This window comes from Streptosporangium subroseum, assembly GCF_900188345.1.
In the GTDB taxonomy this organism is placed as follows: Bacteria; Actinomycetota; Actinomycetes; order Streptosporangiales; family Streptosporangiaceae; genus Streptosporangium; species Streptosporangium subroseum.
Genome location: NZ_FZOD01000085.1, coordinates 1 through 21155 on the forward strand (window position 1 = coordinate 1; position 21155 = coordinate 21155).

The window sequence follows — 21155 nt, forward strand, 5'->3', positions numbered from 1 at the left end:
ACCGCAGGAGCGGAGTCCTCCTTGGCCTCGCTGGGAGCGGGATCCATCATGGCGGCGTTGGAGACCGCGGGAGCGGGATCCATCATGGCATCGCTGGAGACGGCGGGAGCGGGGTCCGGCGTGGCGGCGCTGGAGGTCGCAGGAGTGCCGAGCACGGCCAGGCCGAAAGCGGCGACCGCAGCGGTACTGACGGCAACATTCCGAAGATGAAGCATAAGAGCCCCTTTCAATGACAGCGGCATCTTTGGATGCCCGGACGGATTGTTCTCCGCCCATTGCCATTGAAAACCCGAGTAAAGAAATGAATTGAAGATAATTTATTAAGTCCACCTAATATTTATGCTCAAATGCATTGATGTCGACCCGCCCCCAGGGAAGCCAAGGGGGTTCATCCGCGGCGAAAGTTCGCCAGGAGAGCACATATTTGCAGCTCAGGGCCATGATCACGGGAAGGTGAGGATAGTTTACAACAACTTCCACACTCTTCACGAATGAGCGCCAAAAGGGCATGAATGTCGGCTGGCGCCTCGAATATCCGGGGTGGGGCCGAATTCTCATGCCATGAAACGATCATCTTGCGGATCAAGCAACAATGATTCCGTGAAACATGACGGAATGAAGAAAAATGAGATATCAGAACTATTTCAGGGACTTCTGTATTGAGCGAGCCCATCTGTATTGAGCGAGCCCATCGCGGCCGGTGTCGCAAGCGCGCGGGACCTAAGGGGACGGAACCTCGGGCGAGGCGCGGCTTCTGCCACCCCCGTCCCGGTCATGCGGTGACCGCCGTCGAAACCGCTCCTCCAGGTCTGGAGGTCTTCTCTCTCCAGACCTGGAGGGACTTCTGGAGACTGATCACGGGATCCACCGGCGACCGGTACCGCGAGGGCCGCTCACGCCCCGGATGACACCTCCCGGTGTGCTCGACACCGGCCGGGGCGGATCGGCCCGGGATCCGGGGGATGAAGGACGGCCCCGGCGTTCTTGCCGGCCCTCAGGCCACGAACGGGTCTCCACCGTTCTCGCCGATCATGGGACGGCCTGCGAGGTCCCAGGACTGCATGCCGCCACCGACGTTGATCGCATCCCAGCCGACATGGTTCAGCCAGGCGGCGGCGCTCGCGGAACGACCGCCGAGGCGGCAGATCACGTACACGGGCGCGTCCTTGGGCACCTCTTCGGCCCGGGCCTGCAGCTCGCCCAGCGGGATGTGGACGGCCGTGGGCGCGTGGCCCGCTCGCCACTCGTCGGTCTCGCGTACGTCGAGCAGGAACGCATCATCCGGCACGGCCTGCACTTCGATTTCAGGAACACTCATGAACCCATTGTCCCAAGTCCTTCACCGAATGTGGCCCAAAGCCGCTCAGAGGCCCTCCGTCTCACCCGCGCACCGCCTTCGCCGGATCGTCCCGCCGTGAATCCGACGGCCGGCGGCCTCCGCGTCTGCCGGACGCCACGACCGCCGCGGAGACGCGGGCCCTTTCCCCGGTTTCACGCCGGGAAAAGGGCCCGCGCTTGGTGCGGCGGGAGGCGTCCCCGGTGTTCACGCGGGAGACACGGGATCACTTCGGGAGGACGTCCTTGGGAACGGGCTTGTCCTCGGCCAGTGCCTTGAACATGCGAAGAGCCTTGGTCTGGTCCCACTTGACGACGGCCTGGCCGTTGATGGTGGGCAGCGAGCCGATGGGGACGACCGTGGTGACCGGGTTGCCGCCCATGGCGAGAGCGAGGGAGAGCAGGTTGAAGACGCCGCTCTCCTCGCCGACGCCCACGGAGTCGGCGGCGCTCAGCGCGAGCGGGATGGAGGTGAAGGGGTTGATCAGGACCCCCGGGCTCGCGGCCTGCTTCACCACCGCGGAGAAGAACTGGCGCTGGCGCTGGGTCCGGTCGAAGTCGGGGATGGCGCCGGTGGCGCGGGTGCGGACGTATCCGAGGGCCGTTCCGCCGTCCATCACCTGCAGTCCCTTCTTCAGGTTGATCCCGGCCTTGCGGTCCTTGATGGCCTGCGGGACGTTGATCTCGACTCCGCCGATGGCGTCGACGATGCCCACGAAGCCGCCGAAGCCGATCTCCATGTAGTGGTCCAGCCTCAGCCCGGTGACCTTCTCCACGGTCCTGGCGAGCAGCTTGGGACCGCCGTCGGGGAAGGCGTAGGCGGCGTTGAGCTTGTCGCTGCCGTGGCCGTCGATCGGCACGTAGGAGTCACGCGGAAGGCTGACCAGGGTCGGGCGGCCGTCGCCGTCCGGGATGTGCAGCAGCATCATCGTGTCGGTCCGGCGGCCGACGGCCGCGCCGGTGGCGAGCTTCTTGCGCTGGGCCTTGGTCAGGCCCTCGCGGCTGTCGGAGCCGACCAGCAGCCAGTTGGTGCCGGCGGTGGCGGCGGGACGGCCTTCGTAGTCTTCGAGAGCGGCGACCTTGTCCAATCTCGAACTGATCACGAAATATCCGCCGATGGCCAGCACCAGCAGCACCACGAGCAGACCGACGAGAATCCGCACGGCCAGCCTGCCGGGACGCTTGGGCCGCCAGGAGCGGCTCGGGGTCCGGGGTCCGCCCTTCCCGCCGGAGCCCCCGCCGGAGACGGCCGAGGGGCCGCCCTGGAAGGCGGTGGTGGGCGCCTCCGCGGACGACGACAGGGGCCTGACGGGGGTCGAGCCCGACCTGGCCTTGCCGTACACCCGCGAGGATCCCCGAGGGCACGCGTCGTCCGCCGGCGCTTCCCTCACGGGCTCCGCGGGTGCGCCGGGCACCGGGTAGGCCGGCTGCCCAGCCGCTCGCGGCGGCATGGGCGCGGGCATGGGCGACCGCAGCTTACGGGTGCGATCGTCGTCTTCCGGCCAGTCAGCCACGTCGTGTTCCGCCACTTCTCGATCTCAGGGTGAGAACGTCATTATCGACGCTACGTCGTCGCTCCCGTGTGCGCAGATAGGTCTTAAAGGTTCTCCTGCGTAAAAGTACACAGAAGGGTACTTAGCCACCGGCAATGCGATCGTCGGCCGATCCGGAAACATCGACCCCCATCTGGATCGTTACGGTAGAGACGACTGCTGCTCGAAAGGATGATCGTGTCCACTTCGGACCCGTGGAGTACCTGCCCGTGCGAATGCACGGGAATCGCTGATTCAACCGGGAGAGCAACCCGGTGAACACGGCTCTTGGCCTGCTGGCCGTACTACTTCTCACCCTGGCCACCGGTTATTTCGTCGCCCAGGAGTTCGCCTTCGTGGCCGCCGACCGCGGCGTGCTGCGCGAACAGGCCGACGCCGGTGACGCCGCCGCCAAGCGGGCGCTGGAGGTGACCGGACGCCTGTCGTTCATGCTGTCGGGCGCGCAACTCGGCATCACCGTCACCGCCCTGCTGGTCGGCTTCATCTCCGAACCCGCCATCGCCACGGTGATCCGCCCGTGGCTACAGGCGGCGGGCGTGCCCGAGGGCGCCGTACCGGGCATCGCCGTGGCCCTGGCCGTGGCGATCGCCACGGTCGTCCAGATGGTGCTCGGCGAGCTGGCCCCCAAAAACTTGGGCATCGCCCGTCCCGAACCGGTGGCCAAGTTCCTCTCCGGCTCGACCCTCGTCTATCTCAAGATCGCCGGGCCGATCATCCGGCTGTTCGACTCCGCCGCCACCGGCCTGCTGCGCCTGGTGGGCGTGGAGCCCGTCGAGGAGATCGAGCACGGCGCCAGCCCCGAGGAGCTGTCCCGGATCATCTCCGAGTCGGCCATGGCCGGCGACCTCCCGCCGGGGCTGTCGGAGCTGCTGGAGCGCGCGCTGGAGTTCGGTGACCGCACCGCCGAGGACGTCATGGTGCCGCGGCCCCGCGTGGTGCTGCTCAGGGACGAGCGCCCGATCTCCGACCTGCTCGACGCGGTCCGCGAGCACGGTCACTCCCGTTACCCGGTGCTCTGCAACGAGAACGGCGACGACGTGGTCGGCGTCACCGGTGTGCGGGAGCTGCTGCGCTCCGGCCTGTCCGACGGCTCGCTGGAGAAGATCACCCGCCCCGCGCTCCTGGTTCCGACCTCCCTGCCACTGCCGGCCGTGCTGGAGCGCATGCGCTCCGCCGGCGACGACATGGCCTGCGTCATCGACGAGTACGGCGGTCTGGCCGGTGTGGTCACCATCGAGGACCTCGCCGAGGAGCTCGTGGGCGAGCTCATGGACGAGAACGACCCGGAGCCCGCGGGGGTCGTCGCGGGCGACGACGGCACCTGGGACCTCCCGGGCACGCTGCGACTCGACGAGGTCGAGCGGGCCACCAAGCTGTCGCTCCCCGAGAGCGACGACTACGACACCATCGCCGGCCTCGTGCTCGCCGCCCTCGGGCGGATGGCCGAACCCGGCGACCAGGTCACCGTCACCCTGACCATGGAGAACGACCCCTTGGAAAACGACGGCGCGGACGAGGCCGACGCGGTGCTCACCGTGCTGTCGGTGCATCGCAGGGTTCCCGAGTGGGTACGGCTCGCGCCCGTCGCCCCCGGGGAAGCCGTGCCCACAGACGAGAAAGAGAACGAACCGGCGATGACCGCGCCGCGGATGATCGAGCGTGGCCCCGGCACACCCATGATCGAGCGAAGCGCGGTGGAGAAACGATGAGCGCCACCGCGGCCCTGCTGCTCGGCGTGGTCCTGCTGATCGGCAACGCCTTCTTCGTCGCCGCCGAGTTCGCGGTGATCTCGGCTCGCAGGCACCGCCTGGAGGAGCTCGCGGGCAAGGGCGGCCGGTTGACCCGGATCGCCGCTCGCACCGCCGTACGCGGGAGCAGGGAGCTTCCCCTGATGCTCGCCGGGGCACAGCTCGGCATCACCCTGTGCTCGCTCGGCCTGGGCATGGTGACCGAGCCGGCCATCGAGCACCTGCTCGAACCGGTCTTCGCGGCGGTCGGCCTGCCCGGCTCGCTGCGGGTGCCCGTCTCGCTCGTGATCGCGCTGGCGCTGATCACCTTCCTCCACATGGTGGTCGGCGAGATGGCGCCCAAGTCGTGGGCGCTGACCCACCCTGAGACGGCGGCGATGGGATTGGCCCTGCCGTTCCGGGGCTTCACCTGGGTGGTGCGGCCGGTCCTCGCCTCGCTCAACGGCCTGACCAACGCGATGCTCAGGCTGTTCGGCGTGCACACGAAGGACGAACTGGCCACCACCAGGACCCCGGTTCAGCTGGCCATGCTGGTCGGTGAGTCGGGCCGGATGGGCCTGCTCGACCGCAACGAGCACGACCTGCTCACCAGGGCCCTGCGGGTTCACCAGCAGCCGGTCGAGCGGCTGATGCTGCCCATCGCGCGGGTCACCTGCGTGACCGGGGACGCCACGGGATCCGAGATGCGCAGGATCGCCGCGGACAGCGGGCACCTGCGGCTGCTGGTCAACTCAGGCAGGCCGAGCGACGTCCTGGGCGTGCTGCACGTCAGGGACATCCTGATCCGGCCCGAGGCGAGCCCCTCCGAGCTCGCCCGGCCGGCGCCCCGGCTGCAGAAGACCACGACGATCCCCGAGGCGGTCTCCACGCTCCAGGACGCCCACGCCCACGTGGGCATCGTCACCGACGCGGGCGGCGAGGTCATCGGGATGGTGAGCCTCACCGACCTTCTGGGCGAGCTTCTGGACGTCCGGGCTCTCGTCACGCGCTAGCGAACAGGACAGACGGGCCGGGGAGAAACCTCTCCCCGGCCCGTTTTCTCTGTCAGCGTAATCGGATCGGCCCTCGACGCGGAGGTTGCAAGTGATCCGAAAGTGATCGGCAAGCGGTGCTGGTTAGAAACGGGGGCGCACCCCACAGTCGGCCCAAAAGGTAAAAGGACCGTGCGTAACGGCTGGGTCTTCTCTATAACGGAGCGAACGGCTACTTTGATCGATGATCGCTTGACCGGCTCACCCGACTCGAAACTCCACGGACGGCCCCGATGAACGCGCAGCTCCCGAGAAACGAACAAAGCCCCGACGCGCTGTCCGCGCGATCGGGGCCTTGCGTGATTGCCTTAAGTGGGCGAGGAGGGATTTGAACCCTCACGTCCTTTCGGACACACGGACCTGAACCGTGCGCGTCTGCCGTTCCGCCACCCGCCCTTGTTGGGTGCGGTCGAAACATTAGCACGAATCGGCCGGTACCCATGAACCCGGATACGATCCTCCTAGATGCGAAGCGGAGGGGCCGGGTGCAGGAGAGCGAGGAACGAGCCAACGAGCGCCCGAGCGACCGCGATCATGTAAGCGGGCGGAGGAACCGGGTGCGGAGAGGCGACGACCGAGCCGACGAGTTCCCGAGCGACCGCGACCAGATAGACGGAGGAAGGGAGGTACCCGGTGGGAGTCCTTCAGCGTTTCGAGCGAAGGCTCGAAGGCTTGGTTGAAGGGGCCTTTGCGCGGGCGTTCAAATCTGACCTTCAGCCGGTAGAGGTCGCCAGCGCGGTCCAACGGGAGATGGACGAACGGGCGGCGATCGTCGCGCAGGGGCGCACGCTCGTGCCGAACGACTTCGTGGTGGAACTGTCCACGACCGACAGCGAACGCCTCGAGGTCTATGCCGACAGCATCGGCCACGAGCTCGCGAACCTCGCCAGGGAGTACGCCAAGGAGCAGGGTTACTCATTCGTGGGACCTGTCCGGGTCCGCTTCGAGACCGCCGGTGATCTCGCGGTCGGCCTGTTCCGCATCCGCTCAGGAGTGATCCGCGGCGCGACGGTCGAGCAGGACGAGATCCGCCAGCCCGTGAGCGACGTTCCCGCGCCCAAACTGAATCCCTTCGAGGGCCACCCCCGCCTGCTGGTCTCCACCCAGGACGACCCGCAGGGACAACGGTCCTACGATCTGACAACACCGGTGACGCTGCTCGGCAGGGGCACCGACTGTGATCTACGGCTGGTCGACCCGGGTGTGTCCCGGCACCACGCCGAGCTGCGCGTGGAGGGTCCCCAGGTCGCACTCGTCGACCTCGGCTCCACGAACGGCACCTTCGTCAACGGCCAGCCGGTTCGCCGGGTCGAGCTCCAGAACGGCACTCGCGTGACCCTGGGGCGGACGACTCTGGTTTTCCGGCGCGATTAAAGGTAAACAGACGGTCCATGTCCGAGCTCACGCTGCTGCTGATCCGGCTCGCGTTCCTCGCGGTGCTGTGGTTCTTCGTGATTGCCGCGGTCGGTGTGATCCGGACAGACTTGTTCGGATCACGCACGGCCGCCGCTGTCACCGCGCGCAAGGTCCCCAAACCCGCAAAGCCCGCCGCGGTCAAATCCAAGAAGGGGGAACCACGGCAAATGGTCGTCACCGGTGGCCCCCTGCAAGGCACCACCATTACCCTCTCGGAGACGCCAATCACCATCGGCCGAGCAACCGACGCCACGCTGGTAGTCAGCGACGACTACGCCTCCAGCCGGCATGCCCGGCTCTTCCCCCAGGACGGTCAGTGGATCGTGGAAGATCTCGGTTCGACCAACGGAACGTACCTCGACCGCTCTAAAGTCACCCGTCCGACTCCGGTGCCGCTCGGTGTTCCGATCCGCATTGGCAAGACCGTCATCGAATTGCGCAAATGACCATCGCACTCCGTTACGCCGCCCGCTCCGACGTCGGCCTCCTCCGCGAAGGCAACGAGGACTCGGCCTACGCCAGCGGCCGCCTGCTCGCCGTCGCGGACGGTATGGGCGGCCACGCACACGGTGAGGTGGCCAGCTCGGTCGCCATCGCCGCGATGTCCTCCCTCGACGAGGACACCCAGGGGGGTGACCTGCTCAGCGCCATCGAGGCGGCTGTACGCGACGCCAATCGCAGGCTGCACGAGATGGTGGCCCGGGATTCAAGCCTCAAGGGCATGGGCACCACCCTGACCGCCATGCTCTGGTCCGGCACCAGGGTCGCCCTGGTCCACGTCGGCGACTCACGCGCCTATCTTCTGCGGGCGGGGGAGCTCTACCAGATCACCCACGATCACACGCTCGTGCAGTCCCTGGTGGACGACGGCCGGATCACCCAGGAGGAGGCCGCCACCCACCCGCAGCGCTCCATCCTGCTGCGGGCGCTCGACGGCAGCGGCGAGGTCGACCCCGACCTGTCACTGCGCGAGGCCCAGGTCGGCGACCGCTACCTGCTCTGCTCCGACGGACTGTCCGGGGTGGTGACCGCGGAGACGATGCATCACACGCTCTCCACGATCGAGGACCCCGACACCGTGGTCCGCACGCTCATCGACCTGGCCAACCGCGGTGGCGGTCCCGACAACATCACCTGCGTTCTCGCCGACGTCCTGGAGGTGGACGAGGCACTCGCCCCGCTCGCCGAGGCCGCCGTGGTCGGTGCGGCCGGGTCGACCCTGCGGTCACCGGCATCGGACGCGCCGGCGGGACATGCCGGCGCGGTCACGATGCCCCAGCCGGTCATCACGGATGACGATCTCGAGGAGCCGGTCGCCAGGGCCACAGGGCGGCCGGCCAAACGTCGTCGACTGTGGCCGCTTATGGTCGTCGTGGGAGGCGTCGTCGTCATCGGCGGCGGCTTCGGCTGGTATTTCGGGAATCAATGGCTCGACGGCCAATACTTCGTAGGGGCTCGGGGTAACGAGATCGTGGTTTTTCAGGGCCTGCCGACCAGCGTCGGCCCCGTCGACCTCTTTCACGTCGCCAAGAGCACCGCCGAGTCGATCTCGACCCTCGGCGCCTACGAGCAGGGCAAGATCCGCGACGGCATCTCCGTTCCCAGCGTCGACGCGGGCCTGAAGAAGATCGAAGAACTCAAGACGTCGACCAGCCCCGACGGGAAGGACGAGCCGACCTCTCAACCGAGCGTCTCGCCGAGCGCCACCCCGACCCCAAAACCCTCAAGGTAGCCGGTAACACATGAGCACCCCAAGCGTCGAGCCCGTCCCCCTGCCCGCCAAACGGCGGGTGGCCCAGTTGGCGATGCTCGCCTTCGCGGTCGTGATCGTGATGATCGCCTACGCCAACGTGGGGCTCGCGATCGACAAGCAGATCCCTGCGGGAATGCTCACCTACGGTCTGGGCCTGGGCGGGCTCGTGCTGGCCGCCTATCTGGTGCTGGCCAAGTTCGCCCCCTGGGCGGATCCGCTGATCCTGCCACTGGTGACGCTGGTCAACGGCCTCGGGCTGGTGATGATCTACCGGCTTGAGGCGGGCAAGATGCCCCTCGCGTCGGCCAGCACCCAGCTCCTGTGGACCGCCGTCGGGGTCGTCATGTTCTCCGTGACGCTGATCGTGCTGCGCGACCACCGCGCGCTGCAGCGTCTGACCTACACCGCCGGCGCGATCGGCCTGGGTCTGCTGATCGCACCGCTGCTGCCGTTCATCGGCAAGGACATCAACGGCGCCCGCATCTGGATCAGCATCGCCGGCTTCAACCTCCAGCCCGCCGAGTTCGCCAAGCTTTCCCTGGTCCTCTTCTTCGCCGGTTATCTGGTCGCCAAGCGTGACGTGCTGGCCCTGGCCGGACGGCAGCTGTTCTTCATCGACCTGCCCCGCGCCCGCGACCTCGGCCCGGTCCTCATCACCTGGGGCCTGGGCCTCGGCGTGCTGATCATGCAGAAGGACCTCGGCTCCTCGCTGCTGATCTTCGGCACGTTCATCGCGATGCTCTACATCGCCACGCAGCGCACCTCCTGGGTGCTGATCGGCATCCTGCTCTTCGTCGGCGGCGCGATCATGGCCGGGCTGCTCTTCAGCCACGTGCAGGACCGTTTCACCGTCTACCTCAACCCCGAGGATCCGGCGCTCTTCGACAAGATCGGCGGCAGCGCCCAGCTCATGCAGGGCCTGTTCAGCATGGCCAACGGCGGAATCCTCGGCACCGGACTCGGCCAGGGCCACCCAGAGCTGATCCCGCTGGCCTTCTCCGACTTCATCTTCCCCGCCACCGGCGAGGAGCTCGGCCTGACCGGGCTGATGGCCCTGCTGATGATCTACGCCCTGCTGGTACAGCGCGGCCTGCGCACCGCGATCGCGGCCCGCGACCCGTTCTCCAAGCTGCTGGCGGGCGGCCTGTCGTTCATCCTGGCCTGGCAGGTCTTCATCATCGTCGGCGGCGTGACCAACCTGATCCCGCTGACCGGCCTGGTCACGCCCTTCATGTCCCAGGGCGGTTCGGCTCTGCTGGCTAACTGGATCCTTATCGCGTTACTGGTACGCATGTCGGATGCGGCAAGGAAGCCGCCACCCCAAGCCATCCAGGACGAAGGAATGACGCAGGTGTTCCAGCGATGAACGGCCCCCTCAAGCGTGCCGCCCTGGCCTGCCTGCTCATGTTCGGCCTGCTGATGATCAACGTGAACTATCTGCAGGCCGTACGGGCGGACGGTCTGAGCGACAATCCGCGCAACGTCCGCAACTTCTACGACCGCTACGACATCCAGCGCGGCCGGATCACCGCGGGCGACAAGGTCCTCGCCGAGTCCGTCGACACCGGCACCAACGACTTCCGGTTCGAGCGACGCTATCCCGGGGGCAAGGTCTTCGCGCCCGTCACCGGCTTCTTCGCGCCGGAGAGCGAGCGCGACATGGAGCTGGCGGAGAACACCCTGCTCAACGGGACGAGCGCCGACCTGCTGATCCGGCGCAGCCTCGACCTGTTCACCGCCAAGCAGTCCAAGGGCGCCGACGTCGACCTGACGATCAACCCCAAGGCGCAGGAGGCGGCCTACAAGGCGCTGGGCGAGAGTGGCAAGAAGGGCGCGCTGGTCGCGATCGAGCCGAAGACCGGGGCGATCCTCGCCATGGTCTCGATCCCCACCTACGACCCCAACCTGCTGTCCAAGCCGGACAAGAAGTCGGTCAACGCCGCCTCCAAGAAGCTGGAGACCGACAAGGACCAGCCGCTGCTGAACCGGGCCATCGAGCGCACCTACCCGCCGGGCTCCACGTTCAAGGTGGTGACCCTGTCCGCGCTTCTGGAGAGCGACGACACCGCCGGCCCGGAGACCCAGGTGGACGCTCCGACGGTGCTCGACCTGCCCAACACCACCGCCGACCTGCCCAACTTCGGCGGCGCGGCGTGCGGTTCCGGACGCGTGACGCTGTCGTTCGCGCTGGAGCAGTCCTGCAACACGCCGTTCGCCAAGATGGGCATGGATCTCGGCTACGACGCCATCCAGGAGCAGGCCAGGAAGTACGGCATCGGCGGTGACCCGGTGGCGATCCCGATGCCGGTCTCGCCCAGCTCGATCGGTCCCCGCGAGGACCAGGCCGCGCTCGCCCAGGCCTCGATCGGCCAGCGCAGCAACCAGATGACCCCCCTGCAGATGGCCATGGTCGCCGCGGGCATCGCCAACAAGGGCGTGGTCATGAAGCCGTACCTGGTGAACAAGATCGCGGACTCGGAGGGCGGCGAGGTCCAGAGCGCCGATCCCGAGGAGCTGTCCACCGCGATCAGCGAGGACAGCGCGCGCAAGCTCACGGAGATGATGGTCAACGTCGTCGCCAAGGGCACCGCGAGCGCCGCGCAGGTCCCGGGGGTGACCGTCGCCGGCAAGACCGGCACCGCCGAGACCTCCCAGGGCAGTGACCCGCACGCGTGGTTCATCTCGTTCGCCCCCGCCGAAGACCCCAAGATCGCCCTTGCTCTGATCGTCGAGTCCGGGAGCGCCGGAGGCGAGGCCTCCGGTGGCCACACCGCCGCTCCCATCGCCAAGAGCGTGATTGAAGCGGTGCTGGGTAAATGACCGCCGGCTTGCTCGGGGGCCGATACCGCCCCCTGGGTCGCATCGCGACGGGCGGCATGGGCGAGGTATGGCGGGCCGAGGACGAGCTGCTCGGCCGCGAGGTGGCCGTGAAGCTGCTCCGGCAGCACATGGCGGCGGATCCGGCCTTCCGCGAACGGTTCCGCTCCGAGGCCCGGATCGCGGCGGGGCTGGCCGACCCCGGCATCGCCCAGGTCTACGACTACGGCGAGGCCGACGGCATCGCCTATCTGGTGATGGAGCTCGTTCCCGGTGAGTCGCTGGCGGGCATCCTGGTCCGCGACGGCAGCCTGAGCGTCGAGGTCACCCTCGACGTGGTCCAGCAGACGGCCAAGGGACTGCAGGCCGCGCACAGCTCGGGAATCATCCACCGGGACATCAAGCCGGGCAACATTCTGGTCACCGAGGCCGGCGTGATCAAGATCACAGATTTCGGCATCGCCAGGGTTCTGCAGGCCGCACCGGTGACCCAGACGGGCATCCTGCTCGGCACCGCCCAGTACGTCAGCCCCGAGCAGGCCTCCGGGCTCCCGCTGACCCCCGCCACGGACATCTACTCGCTCGGCGTGGTGGCCTACGAGTGCCTGGCGGGACGTCCACCCTTCGTCGCCGAGACGCAGGTGGCGATCGCGCTCATGCATCTCAGCGAGCCTCCGCCGCCGCTGCCGGAAGCCATTCCGGCCGGAGTGCGCAGTCTGATCATGGCGTGTCTTTCCAAGGACCCCGAGCGGCGTCCGGCCAGTGCCAGAGAGCTGTCCGACCGGGCAAACCTGCTGCTTGAGGCACTCGCCACCGGGGGCGCCACGGGCCTGAGCATGCTCACCGATCCGGCGGGATGGCGAGCCGAACCGGCGACCGAGTGGCCGGAGGAGATCGCACCGATCCTGTCCCCGCCCCCGGATCGGGGCCCGGGTCCGGGCTGGGGTTCGGCGGGCACCGTACGGACCTCCACGGGGCGGCGTGGTCTGCGCAGGACGACGGTGATCGCCGCCGCGGTCGCGGGATGTGCCGCGGCCGTCGGGCTGGGCGCGCTGGTGGTCCATGATCTGACGGACAGGCCGAGCGGAAACAAGCCGGAAGAACCGGTGATCAGGTCGAGCCCGATCACCAAGCATCCGACGGTCCGGCCGACCAGAACCAAGCCCGCGACGAGTAGACCGCCGGTCACACCGACGAAGTCGCACCGCCCATCGGTCACGCCGTCGGCTACGGTAAGCACATCGGCCACGCCTACCATCCGGCCGACGAAGTCGCCACCGCCCAGCCCCAGCCCGACTATTTCGACCCCAACGCCCACCACCCCGACGGCGACACCGAGCCCCACACCAAGCACCACTCCCGGCCCCGGCGACACAGCCCCGTCGAATGGGGAGACGTGAGACGGCAACGGGTCGATGATGGACACCGGTGGCCCAAAAGCCCGCCGGCACCCAAGATGAACGGTAAGGGACAGTGCAGGAAATGACTCAGCCCCGACGCCTCGGCGATCGCTACGAGCTTGACGGCGTCGTCGGGCGTGGCGGCATGGCCGAGGTCTATCGCGCCCGAGACATCCGGCTGGATCGGATCGTCGCCATCAAGACCCTCCGCGCGGACCTGGCGAGAGATCACATCTTCCAGGCCCGGTTCCGCCGGGAGGCGCAATCCGCCGCGTCGCTGAACCACCCGTCCATCGTGGCGGTCTACGACACGGGCGAAGACACGTCCGAGGGCGCGCCCGTGCCGTACATCGTGATGGAGTACGTCGACGGTCGCACGCTGCGCGACCTGCTGCGGGCCGATCGGCGCCTGCTGCCGGAGCGCGCGTCCGAGCTGGTCGACGGGATCCTGCGAGCGCTGGACTACAGCCACCGCGGCGGCATCGTCCACCGGGACATCAAGCCGGCGAACGTCATGATCACCCGTAATGGCGACGTCAAGGTCATGGACTTCGGCATCGCCCGCGCGATGGCCGACTCGGCCGCGACCATGACGCAGACCGCCCAGGTGATCGGCACCGCCCAGTACCTCTCGCCCGAGCAGGCCAGGGGCGAGCGGGTGGACGCCCGCAGCGACATCTACTCCACCGGCTGCGTGCTGTACGAGCTGCTGACCGGGCAGCCGCCGTTCACCGGCGACTCCCCCGTCGCGATCGCCTACCAGCACGTGCGCGAGGAGCCGATCCCGCCGTCGCAGATCGACCCCGACATCCCCAAGTGGGCCGACGCCATCGTGCTCAAGGCGATGGCCAAGGATCCGGCGCACCGCTACCAGAACGCCGGGGAGATGCGGGCCGACATCCAGCGGGCCATGTCCGGCATCCCGATGGACGCCCAGACCATGGCGCTGGCCAACAACTACGGCTCGGCCACGCGGACCATGCAGCCGCAGCCCGGGGCCGGCGGCCCGGGCACCCAGCGCACCACCGCCGTCCCGGCGTACGAATACGGCACGGAGGAAGGCGGGCGTGGCGGGGGCGGCCGGCGGCGGCAGCAGCAGAGCGGCAACGCGGCGGTCAAGACCGCCGCGTGGATCCTGATCCCGCTGCTGGTCGTCGGCGCCTTCATCGGCGTGGGCTACCTGTTCCTGAGCTCCCCCGGCGACCCCGTCGTGAGCGGCAAGGTGAAGATCCCGCTGCTGAGCTCCCAGACCGAGAAGGCGGCGACCGCCACGCTGATTGGTCTCGGCCTGAAGGTCAAGGTGGTCACGGCGTTCGACGAGGAGCTGGAGAAGGGCACGGTGATCGAGACCGACCCTGCGGCCGACACCGAGGTCGAGAAGGACAGCGAGGTCATTCTCAAGGTCTCCAAGGGCCTGGAGAAGGTCGAGGTGCCCAACGTGGTCAACATGACCACGGAGGAGGCCACCGCCGCGCTCGAGGACAAGGGCTTCAATGTCAGCCTGCAGACCAAGGCCTCCAGCCGCAAGCAGGGCATCGTCTTCGAGACCTCACCCGTCGCGGGCAAGAGCGTCAGCAAGGGCAGCTCGGTCCGGATCTACGTGCCCATGGAGTCCGTGGAGGTTCCGAACGTCGTCAACATCACGGTCAACGACGCGAAGCAGACGCTCAAGGAGGCCGGCTTCAAGGCCAAGGTCGCTGAGCAGGAGAGCGATCTGCCGGAGGGCACCGTGCTGAGCCAGTCTCCCGAGGCGGGCAGTAAGTACCAGCCGGGGATCACGGTCACGCTGATCGTGTCGAGCGGTGCGCCCCCCGTGCCGACGGAGCAGCCGACCCTCCCGAGCGACGAGCCGACCTTCGACGACCAGCCCACGGAACCGGATCCCACCCAGCCCGACGACGGCCAGATCTTCGACCCGCCGCCCGGAGACGGGGGCTGATCTCACCCTCGTAACCGAAGGCAGAAAAGCCGAGCCCGGCCCCGTCGTTGGAGACGGGGCCGGGCTCGGCTTGTGACCGGAGACAGGGAGCGAGTTCGGCATGTAGCCGGAGGTGAGGACAGGGTCCGGCGCCGCGACCGGAGGCAGGGACCGGGTTCGGCGCACAGCCGAAAGCGGGGACCGGGTTCGGCCCGTGGCTGGAGGCAGGGACCGGGCCCGGAGACGGGGGCTGAGTTCGGCGTCGTGCCCCGAGGACCGGGGCCCGGTGCCGTGACCGGAGACGGGCTGGGTTCGGCCCCGTGGGAACCCCCTGGAAAGCAGAGACCCCTGCGAAGTCGCGGGGTTTTTCTCTGGAACTCGCCGGAGAGTTCTTCCCGAGAAAAGGGACGAGCCCTTCCGTCACTCGGGGGCGATGGCGGAAGGGCTCACTGGTTAATCGTTCAGGCTGGGGCCGGCGTTACACGATTCCGGCAAGCCAGTTTCCGAGGAGCCGGTGACCGTGCTCGGAGATCACCGATTCGGGGTGGAACTGCACGCCCTCGACGGGTGCGGTGCGATGGCGCAGGCCCATGATCACTCCATCGACGGTGGTCGCGGTGACCTCAAGGGTCTCCGGGACGGTCTCGGGCAGGACCGCCAGCGAGTGGTAGCGCGTCATGGTCGCCGGAGACGGCAGCCCGGCGAAGACGCCGCGTCCGTCGTGCGCGATCGCGCTGGTACGGCCGTGCACCAGCTCGGGAGCCCGTGCCACGGTCGCGCCGTGGGCGATCGCGATGGCCTGGTGGCCCAGGCAGACGCCGAGCAGGGGGAGGTCGCGGGCCTCGCAGTAACCAACAAGCGGGACGCTCACCCCCGCGTCCTCGGGCGTGCCCGGGCCGGGGCTGATCAGAACCCCGTCGAAGCCGTCCGCGTCCTCGACCACGACCCGGTCACGCGGGCGTACGTCGCAGGTCGCGCCGAGCTCGCGAAGATACTGGACGATCGTGTGGACGAAGCTGTCGTGGTTGTCCACGACAAGGACTCGAGTCATCGGTTCACGGGTTCATCGGTTCAGGACGGTCTGGTCGAGCGGGATGCGGGGTTCAAGCCAGGGGAACACCGCGTACCAGAGTACGGCCACCGCCAGCCCGGCCAGCACCACCGTGACGAACGTCCGGGCCGCGAGATTACCGGGGAGCAGCCGCCAGATCCAGCCGTACATGAGACTCCTTGTCTGCTTGTCCTTAGGTCCGGCGGTCCTCGCGTCTGTCCAGTTCCCCGAAGACGATGAGCCGCTGGGCCGCGGAGTATTCCGGATGGCAGGTGGACAGTGTGATCAGTGCCTTGGACGGCTCGCGTCCCGGCTGGTCGGGGACCGGGGCGATGACGTCCACCTCGGTGGGCTCGACGATGCGGGTGCGGGTGACGCGATAGGTGTAGCGAGCCTCGCGAGCCTCGACCACGATGTCGTCGCCCCGGCGGAGCTCGTCGATGCGGTTGAAGGGCGCGGCGTAGGTAGTTCGATGCCCCGAAAGCACGAAATTTCCGACTTCTCCTGGCATTGCGGTCCCGGGGTAGTGGCCCGGTCCCATCCGCAGCCGATCCCGGTCGATGCCCTCCACCACGGCGTACCGGTAGTCGGCACCGAACCGGGGGATTCTGAGCATCGCCACCGCTCCGCCCAGCCGGACCTTGCCGAGCAGCCGGGGCCCCTTCTCCTCGGAGAGCTGCCTCTGCAGCAGGGTCTGCTGCTCCACGGTGTAGGAGCCGGTGCCCCAGAGGAGGTAGGCACAGAAGAGCAGCAGGACCAGACCCGTCGTGATGCTCAGCTCCCCCAGAGCTCTCAGTGTGGCTCTCATGAGGTCAGGCTAGTGACGGCCGGACGGGCCGGACGGACGCGAATCACGCCGTTGAACCAAGGTTTGCCCCGTAATGGTTCCCCGCGGAATCGCCACGGCCTACATGACCCGACTATTCTTAATCAGGTCATCGCTCACCAGCGATTACGCTAGCCGACATGGCCTGCGCATGATCCGGATCGCGCAGGGTTGACGCAGGAGAAGAAACCCCAGTGCCCAAGCCCAACACTCGTAAGAAGGCGGTTTACACTCCGCCGCAGACGTCCCAGCAGGTCAAGATGAGCCCGCGCTGGTTGGCGCCGGTCATGGTGGCCTCCTGGATCATCGGGATCCTGTGGATCGCCATCTACTACGTGGCGCCCAACGCACCCCTTCTGGGCACCCTCCAGAACTGGAACCTGCTGATCGGGTTCGTTTTCATCATCTTCGGTGTGGTGTTGTCCACGCGCTGGCGTTAGTTTTTTCCACAGCGTTTATCCACACCCTGGGGATTCCAGGGTGTGGATCAGCCGAAGAGGCCGAGTTCGGCCTGGACGGCGAACGGTGGCAGCAGCATGACCAGCGCGACCAGCACCACGGCGAGCGCGACGCAGCCTCCCCACTGGACCGCGTTGCGGTTCTTGGACGGGGCGAAGGCGAAGATCGTCGCAACCAGGCCGCCGGTGATCAGGCCGCCGAGGTGGCCCTGCCAGCTGATGTTGGGGACCACGACGGTGAGCACCACGTTGATGCCGATCAGCCAGAGCACGCCGCGGACGTCGAAGCCGAGCTTCCTGGCGAGCACGAACAGCGCGCCGAACATGCCGAAGATCGCACCCGAGGCGCCCACCGCGACATTCCCGAACAGGTAGATCGCGACGGATCCGCCGAGCGCGGAGAGCATGTAGAGGGTCAGGAACCGCGCGTGACCGAGGCGTCGTTCCAGCTCCGGGCCGATGGCGTAGAGCGCCCACATGTTGAACAGGATGTGGGTCAGGGCGAAGGAGCCGCCGCTCGGCGACTGGTGCAGGAAGGCACCGGTGATCAGGCGCCACCATTCGTCGTTGTAGGCGACGTGGGCGGCGCTCATCGCGAAGGTGTTGATCACCCACGTGGGGTTCACGATCTCCGCGAGGTAGGCCAGGACGTTGATGACTATCAGCGTCCAGGTGACCCGGGGGACGGTGACCGCCCGGCCGCCGAAGGTCGCCTGCGCCTGCCGTACCGTCTTGTTGCCCTCGGCGACGCATTCGGGGCACTGGAAGCCCACGGAGGCGTCGCGCATGCAGTCAGGGCAGATGGGACGGTTGCAGCGCTGGCAGCGCACGTAGGTTTCGCGTCCGGGGTGCCGGTAGCAGGTGGGAACGGCCGCGGTTTCGGGCTCGCTGGGTGGCTGGGTGGTCATGACGCGTGGCTGGCCCTTCGAGGGTGGTGTTATCCACAGACTGCCAGCCTATTCATGATCCCGAGCATCCGCGCACGCGAACGGCGGCCTCCCGAGGGAGGCCGCCGGGCGAATGATCAGCTCTGGACGCGCTCGATGGTGACCGACTCCAGGATCACGTCGTTCTTCGGGCGGTCCCGGGCGTCGGTTTCGGTCTTGACGATGGCGTCGATGACGTCCTGGCCCTCGACCACCTCACCGAAGATGGTGTGCTTGCCGTTGAGGTGCGGCGTGGGCACCACGGTCACGAAGAACTGCGAGCCGTTGGTGCCGCGGCCGAACTGGATGCCGGCGTTGGCCATGGCGAGCAGGTACGGACGGTTGAAGTAGAGATCCGGGTGGATCTCGTCGTCGAACTTGTAACCGGGGCCGCCGACGCCCTGGCCCAGCGGGTCCCCACCCTGGATCATGAAGTTCTCGATGACCCGGTGGAAGACCGTGCCGTCGTAGAGCTTGTCAGTGGTCTTCTCGCCGGTCTCCGGGTGCGTCCACTCACGGGTGCCTTCGGCCAGTTCGACGAAGTTACTCACGGTCTTGGGCGCGTGGTCCGGGAAGAGCTGGACCCTCACGGTGCCGCGGTTGGTCTTCAGATTCGCAATCAACTTCTCAGCCACGATCGGACTGCCCCCTTCAGGTCAGTTAGGCAAAGCCTGCGTATAGCGGTGCTTCTGTGATGTTCTGACGTATACGGCCGTAGCCGATCCATCAAGCATCCTCCCACGGCTCGTCATGATTGAGCCGCCTTCGAGCGGGAAGGGGTGGCGACGGGGCCCCAACAGATCTGGGGAGGTTGTCGTGCCTCTAGTACTATTCGGAAAGCGCAACATGAAGATCGTTATTCCGGAAACGCGGCTGCGCCAGGTGAAGGCGCAGGCCGTCCGAACCGCGGATCGGGTTGGCCCAATGGCCACACAAGCCCGTGACACCGCCAATGAGAAGATCGTCGTTGCACGAGGGTGGGCAGCACCCAAGCTTGACGCTGCCGCTCACTCCATCGCGGAGGAGATCGCGCCGAAGATCAGCGCGATGATGTCCCAGGCGGCCGCCAGGATCGATCCCGCTCCCGCCGTCAAAACCCGCAACAGGGCACCGGTGCTCCTGTTGTTCATGGGCCTCGCGGTCGGAGCCGTCGGCTATGCGATGTACCGCAAGAATGCCGACCAGTGGGCGGACTCGATGAAGGACAGCGCGTCCGACGCATCGCACTGGGTCGGGCAGAAGACGGAGACGACGGCTGACAGGGTCTCCGGCGCGACACATGACGCCGCGTCGAAGGTCGACGAGTTCGGCGGAAAGGCCGACTCGAAGGCAGACCAGATCTCCAAGAAAATGTCCTGATTTCACGAAGGTACGGCCCACACCATCGATGGTGTGGGCCGTACCTTCGTGAATGACACTTCCGGCCTCCGGGTGACGGCGCCCGTACGCCACGGACGGTCCCGGGAGACCCCGTCGGCCGGAGGGCGAGGGGACCCCCAGCCCGCCCCTGACCGGAGAGAGCGGGAGACCGCGCCCTGGGTGGTTACGTGGCCGAGTGTGCCGCGTCGGCCAGGGAGGGCAGGTGCCTGATGGTGCGGCTCGCCGTGGTGCCCGCGGCCACGATCAGCATGACGAGGCCGATCGTGAGCAGGGCCTCCGTCGCACCCCACCGCTCAATGATCAATCCCGCCGCCACAGGACCTACGGGGGTGGCCACGCTTCCGATGAGCGCGAGGCTGCTGATCACCCGGCCCTGGAGATGATCAGGCGTGACGGCGACCTGGTAGGCGCCGAGGATGGTGTTCGCCGTCGGCATCAGGAAAAGCATGGCGGCCAGCGTGGGACCGATGACGGAGATCGTGGGGCTGATCGCCATGAGAGGGATCAGCGCCGCGCTGATCCAGAACACCGCGAGGATGACAAACGCCGGGCTGAAGCGCATGAGACGGGGAGCGATCAGCGCGCCCAGCAGGCCGCCCACGCCGGCGATGCCCAGCATCAGGCCCACCTCGGCTGATGTGGCTCCGCCCTGCTTGGCGATGACGATCACGCCGAAGGTGAGGGCGGAGAACACGAGGCTGATGCCCGCCGCGGCCAGGAGCATCACGCGCAGCATCCGCTGGCCCCAGGTCCATCGAAGCCCCTCGACGATGTCCTGGAACAGGCTCCTGCGCTCTTCCCCCCGTCCTTCCCGGAGCCGGACGTCCATCGGAGTCCGGATCATCAGTATCGCGAGGAAGGAGAAGACATAGGCCAGGAGCTGGCCCACGAACGGAACCACCTGCCCGAGACCGTAGAGCAGACCACCCAGGGAAGGCCCCGCGATCGTTGCCGCGTGGTCGCGCGCCTCGTTCTGCGCGAAGGCCTGCGGTAGGCGATCGGTCGGCACGATGCGCCGCAGCGCGGATATCTCCGCCGGGTGGAAGAAGACCGCGCAGGCGCCGTTGATCACCGCCGCGCCCAGCAGCATCCAGAAGGTGAGCAGCCCCGAGATCAGAGTGGCGATGATGGCGAGGAGCATGCCGGCCCGCACCAGGTCGCAGGTGAGCATGGTCCGGCGCCGGTTCCATCTGTCCACCAAGGCTCCGGCGGGCAGTCTGAACACGATGTGCGTGACGATGCTCGCCGACCCGATCAGTCCCGCCTGTACGGCCGACCCCGTCAGGTCCAGGGCTATGAGGGGGTAGGCGAGAGACGAGACCTGCGCGCCCAGGGTGGAGGTGAAGTTGGCGCTCCACAGCAGGACGAAGTCCCGATTGCGTCGTAAGGGCTCCGAGGCCATCCCGGACTCGTTCTCATCGATCTGACCCGTGCTGGTCATGATGCCCTCCGCCGATGTCGCCGAGCTCGAACAAGCGTGGCCGTCCCATCGGGCTGGGGGCCGCTTGGTCATTATGTACAGAATTTAAGTTTTGTACAATTT

The 21155-nt window shown here is 67.5% G+C and carries 20 protein-coding genes and 1 tRNA gene; 11 read left to right on the forward strand and 10 right to left on the reverse strand.

Annotated elements, in window-relative coordinates; genetic code table 11:
* From CHC08_RS43080 to CHC08_RS43090, 3 genes are all read right to left on the reverse strand, one after another.
* A partial coding sequence (locus CHC08_RS43080; RefSeq protein WP_218825765.1) for a hypothetical protein occupies window positions 1-215 on the reverse strand: 215 nt, incomplete at its 3' end.
* A gap of 779 nt (window positions 216-994) precedes the next feature.
* The gene (locus tag CHC08_RS43085; protein ID WP_089213168.1) at window positions 995-1318 is read right to left on the reverse strand and encodes a rhodanese-like domain-containing protein; all 324 of its coding nucleotides are present in this window, start codon (window positions 1316-1318) and stop codon (window positions 995-997) included.
* Between the two features lie 244 nt (window positions 1319-1562).
* Window positions 1563-2726: an LCP family protein gene (locus CHC08_RS43090; RefSeq protein WP_245878926.1), complete on the reverse strand. Its 1164-nt coding sequence runs from the start codon at window positions 2724-2726 to the stop codon at window positions 1563-1565.
* A gap of 416 nt (window positions 2727-3142) precedes the next feature.
* Between CHC08_RS43090 and CHC08_RS43095 the strand changes: the two genes are divergently transcribed.
* Both CHC08_RS43095 and CHC08_RS43100 read left to right on the forward strand, forming a co-directional pair.
* The gene (locus CHC08_RS43095; RefSeq protein WP_089213169.1) at window positions 3143-4597 is read left to right on the forward strand and encodes a hemolysin family protein; all 1455 of its coding nucleotides are present in this window, start codon (window positions 3143-3145) and stop codon (window positions 4595-4597) included.
* Window positions 4594-5628 (forward strand): hemolysin family protein, encoded by a 1035-nt coding sequence (locus CHC08_RS43100; RefSeq protein ID WP_089213170.1) that lies wholly within the window; start codon window positions 4594-4596, stop codon window positions 5626-5628. Before CHC08_RS43095 ends, CHC08_RS43100 begins: the two co-directional genes overlap by 4 nt.
* Window positions 5629-5980: 352 nt before the next feature.
* Here the strand turns inward: CHC08_RS43100 and CHC08_RS43105 are convergent.
* Window positions 5981-6063, reverse strand: a tRNA-Leu gene (locus CHC08_RS43105).
* A 237-nt stretch (window positions 6064-6300) separates the two neighbouring features.
* Between CHC08_RS43105 and CHC08_RS43110 the strand changes: the two genes are divergently transcribed.
* From CHC08_RS43110 to pknB, 7 genes are all read left to right on the forward strand, one after another.
* Entirely contained in the window at window positions 6301-7041 is a 741-nt protein-coding gene (locus CHC08_RS43110) for an FhaA domain-containing protein (protein WP_089213171.1), read from the forward strand.
* 17 nt (window positions 7042-7058) lie between these two features.
* On the forward strand, window positions 7059-7529 hold the full coding sequence (locus CHC08_RS43115) for an FHA domain-containing protein FhaB/FipA (protein WP_089213172.1): 471 nt from the start codon (window positions 7059-7061) through the stop codon (window positions 7527-7529).
* On the forward strand, window positions 7526-8815 hold the full coding sequence (locus CHC08_RS43120) for a Stp1/IreP family PP2C-type Ser/Thr phosphatase (RefSeq protein WP_089213173.1): 1290 nt from the start codon (window positions 7526-7528) through the stop codon (window positions 8813-8815). Before CHC08_RS43115 ends, CHC08_RS43120 begins: the two co-directional genes overlap by 4 nt.
* A gap of 10 nt (window positions 8816-8825) precedes the next feature.
* Window positions 8826-10202 carry an FtsW/RodA/SpoVE family cell cycle protein gene (locus tag CHC08_RS43125; protein ID WP_089213174.1) on the forward strand — a complete coding sequence of 459 codons (1377 nt, stop codon included), beginning with the start codon at window positions 8826-8828 and terminating at the stop codon, window positions 10200-10202.
* Window positions 10199-11656: a peptidoglycan D,D-transpeptidase FtsI family protein gene (locus tag CHC08_RS43130; protein ID WP_089213175.1), complete on the forward strand. Its 1458-nt coding sequence runs from the start codon at window positions 10199-10201 to the stop codon at window positions 11654-11656. Before CHC08_RS43125 ends, CHC08_RS43130 begins: the two co-directional genes overlap by 4 nt.
* The gene (locus CHC08_RS43135; protein WP_089213176.1) at window positions 11653-13053 is read left to right on the forward strand and encodes a serine/threonine-protein kinase; all 1401 of its coding nucleotides are present in this window, start codon (window positions 11653-11655) and stop codon (window positions 13051-13053) included. The genes CHC08_RS43130 and CHC08_RS43135 overlap by 4 nt, the downstream gene beginning before the upstream one ends.
* Before the next feature lie 82 nt (window positions 13054-13135).
* The gene (gene pknB, locus CHC08_RS43140) at window positions 13136-14992 is read left to right on the forward strand and encodes a Stk1 family PASTA domain-containing Ser/Thr kinase (protein ID WP_089213177.1); all 1857 of its coding nucleotides are present in this window, start codon (window positions 13136-13138) and stop codon (window positions 14990-14992) included.
* Window positions 14993-15449: 457 nt separating this feature from the next.
* On the opposite strand, the gene CHC08_RS43145 is transcribed toward pknB, so the two are convergent.
* From CHC08_RS43145 to CHC08_RS43155, 3 genes are read right to left on the reverse strand one after another with little or no spacing between them, the layout of a single operon-like run.
* Window positions 15450-16022, reverse strand: coding sequence for an anthranilate synthase component II (locus CHC08_RS43145; RefSeq protein WP_089213178.1), 573 nt, complete (start codon window positions 16020-16022; stop codon window positions 15450-15452).
* Between the two features lie 12 nt (window positions 16023-16034).
* Window positions 16035-16193, reverse strand: a complete 159-nt coding sequence (locus CHC08_RS50245) for a hypothetical protein (RefSeq protein WP_089213179.1) — start codon at window positions 16191-16193, stop codon at window positions 16035-16037.
* A 22-nt stretch (window positions 16194-16215) separates the two neighbouring features.
* Window positions 16216-16830: a class E sortase gene (locus CHC08_RS43155; RefSeq protein WP_089213180.1), complete on the reverse strand. Its 615-nt coding sequence runs from the start codon at window positions 16828-16830 to the stop codon at window positions 16216-16218.
* Window positions 16831-17042: 212 nt separating this feature from the next.
* On the opposite strand from CHC08_RS43155, the gene CHC08_RS43160 reads away from it, so the two are divergent.
* Window positions 17043-17288: a cell division protein CrgA gene (locus tag CHC08_RS43160; RefSeq protein ID WP_089213181.1), complete on the forward strand. Its 246-nt coding sequence runs from the start codon at window positions 17043-17045 to the stop codon at window positions 17286-17288.
* Between the two features lie 47 nt (window positions 17289-17335).
* Here the strand turns inward: CHC08_RS43160 and CHC08_RS43165 are convergent, their stop codons facing one another.
* Together CHC08_RS43165 and CHC08_RS43170 are read right to left on the reverse strand one after the other, a co-directional pair.
* Entirely contained in the window at window positions 17336-18214 is an 879-nt protein-coding gene (locus CHC08_RS43165) for a rhomboid family intramembrane serine protease (protein WP_089213182.1), read from the reverse strand.
* Between the two features lie 116 nt (window positions 18215-18330).
* Window positions 18331-18867, reverse strand: a complete 537-nt coding sequence (locus tag CHC08_RS43170) for a peptidylprolyl isomerase (RefSeq protein ID WP_089213183.1) — start codon at window positions 18865-18867, stop codon at window positions 18331-18333.
* Between the two features lie 211 nt (window positions 18868-19078).
* Between CHC08_RS43170 and CHC08_RS43175 the strand changes: the two genes are divergently transcribed.
* The gene (locus tag CHC08_RS43175; protein ID WP_143653606.1) at window positions 19079-19591 is read left to right on the forward strand and encodes a hypothetical protein; all 513 of its coding nucleotides are present in this window, start codon (window positions 19079-19081) and stop codon (window positions 19589-19591) included.
* 184 nt (window positions 19592-19775) lie between these two features.
* Here CHC08_RS43175 and CHC08_RS43180 read toward each other — a convergent pair whose 3' ends face one another.
* On the reverse strand, window positions 19776-21053 hold the full coding sequence (locus tag CHC08_RS43180; protein WP_179282548.1) for an MFS transporter: 1278 nt from the start codon (window positions 21051-21053) through the stop codon (window positions 19776-19778).
* Window positions 21054-21155: the final 102 nt, after the last annotated feature.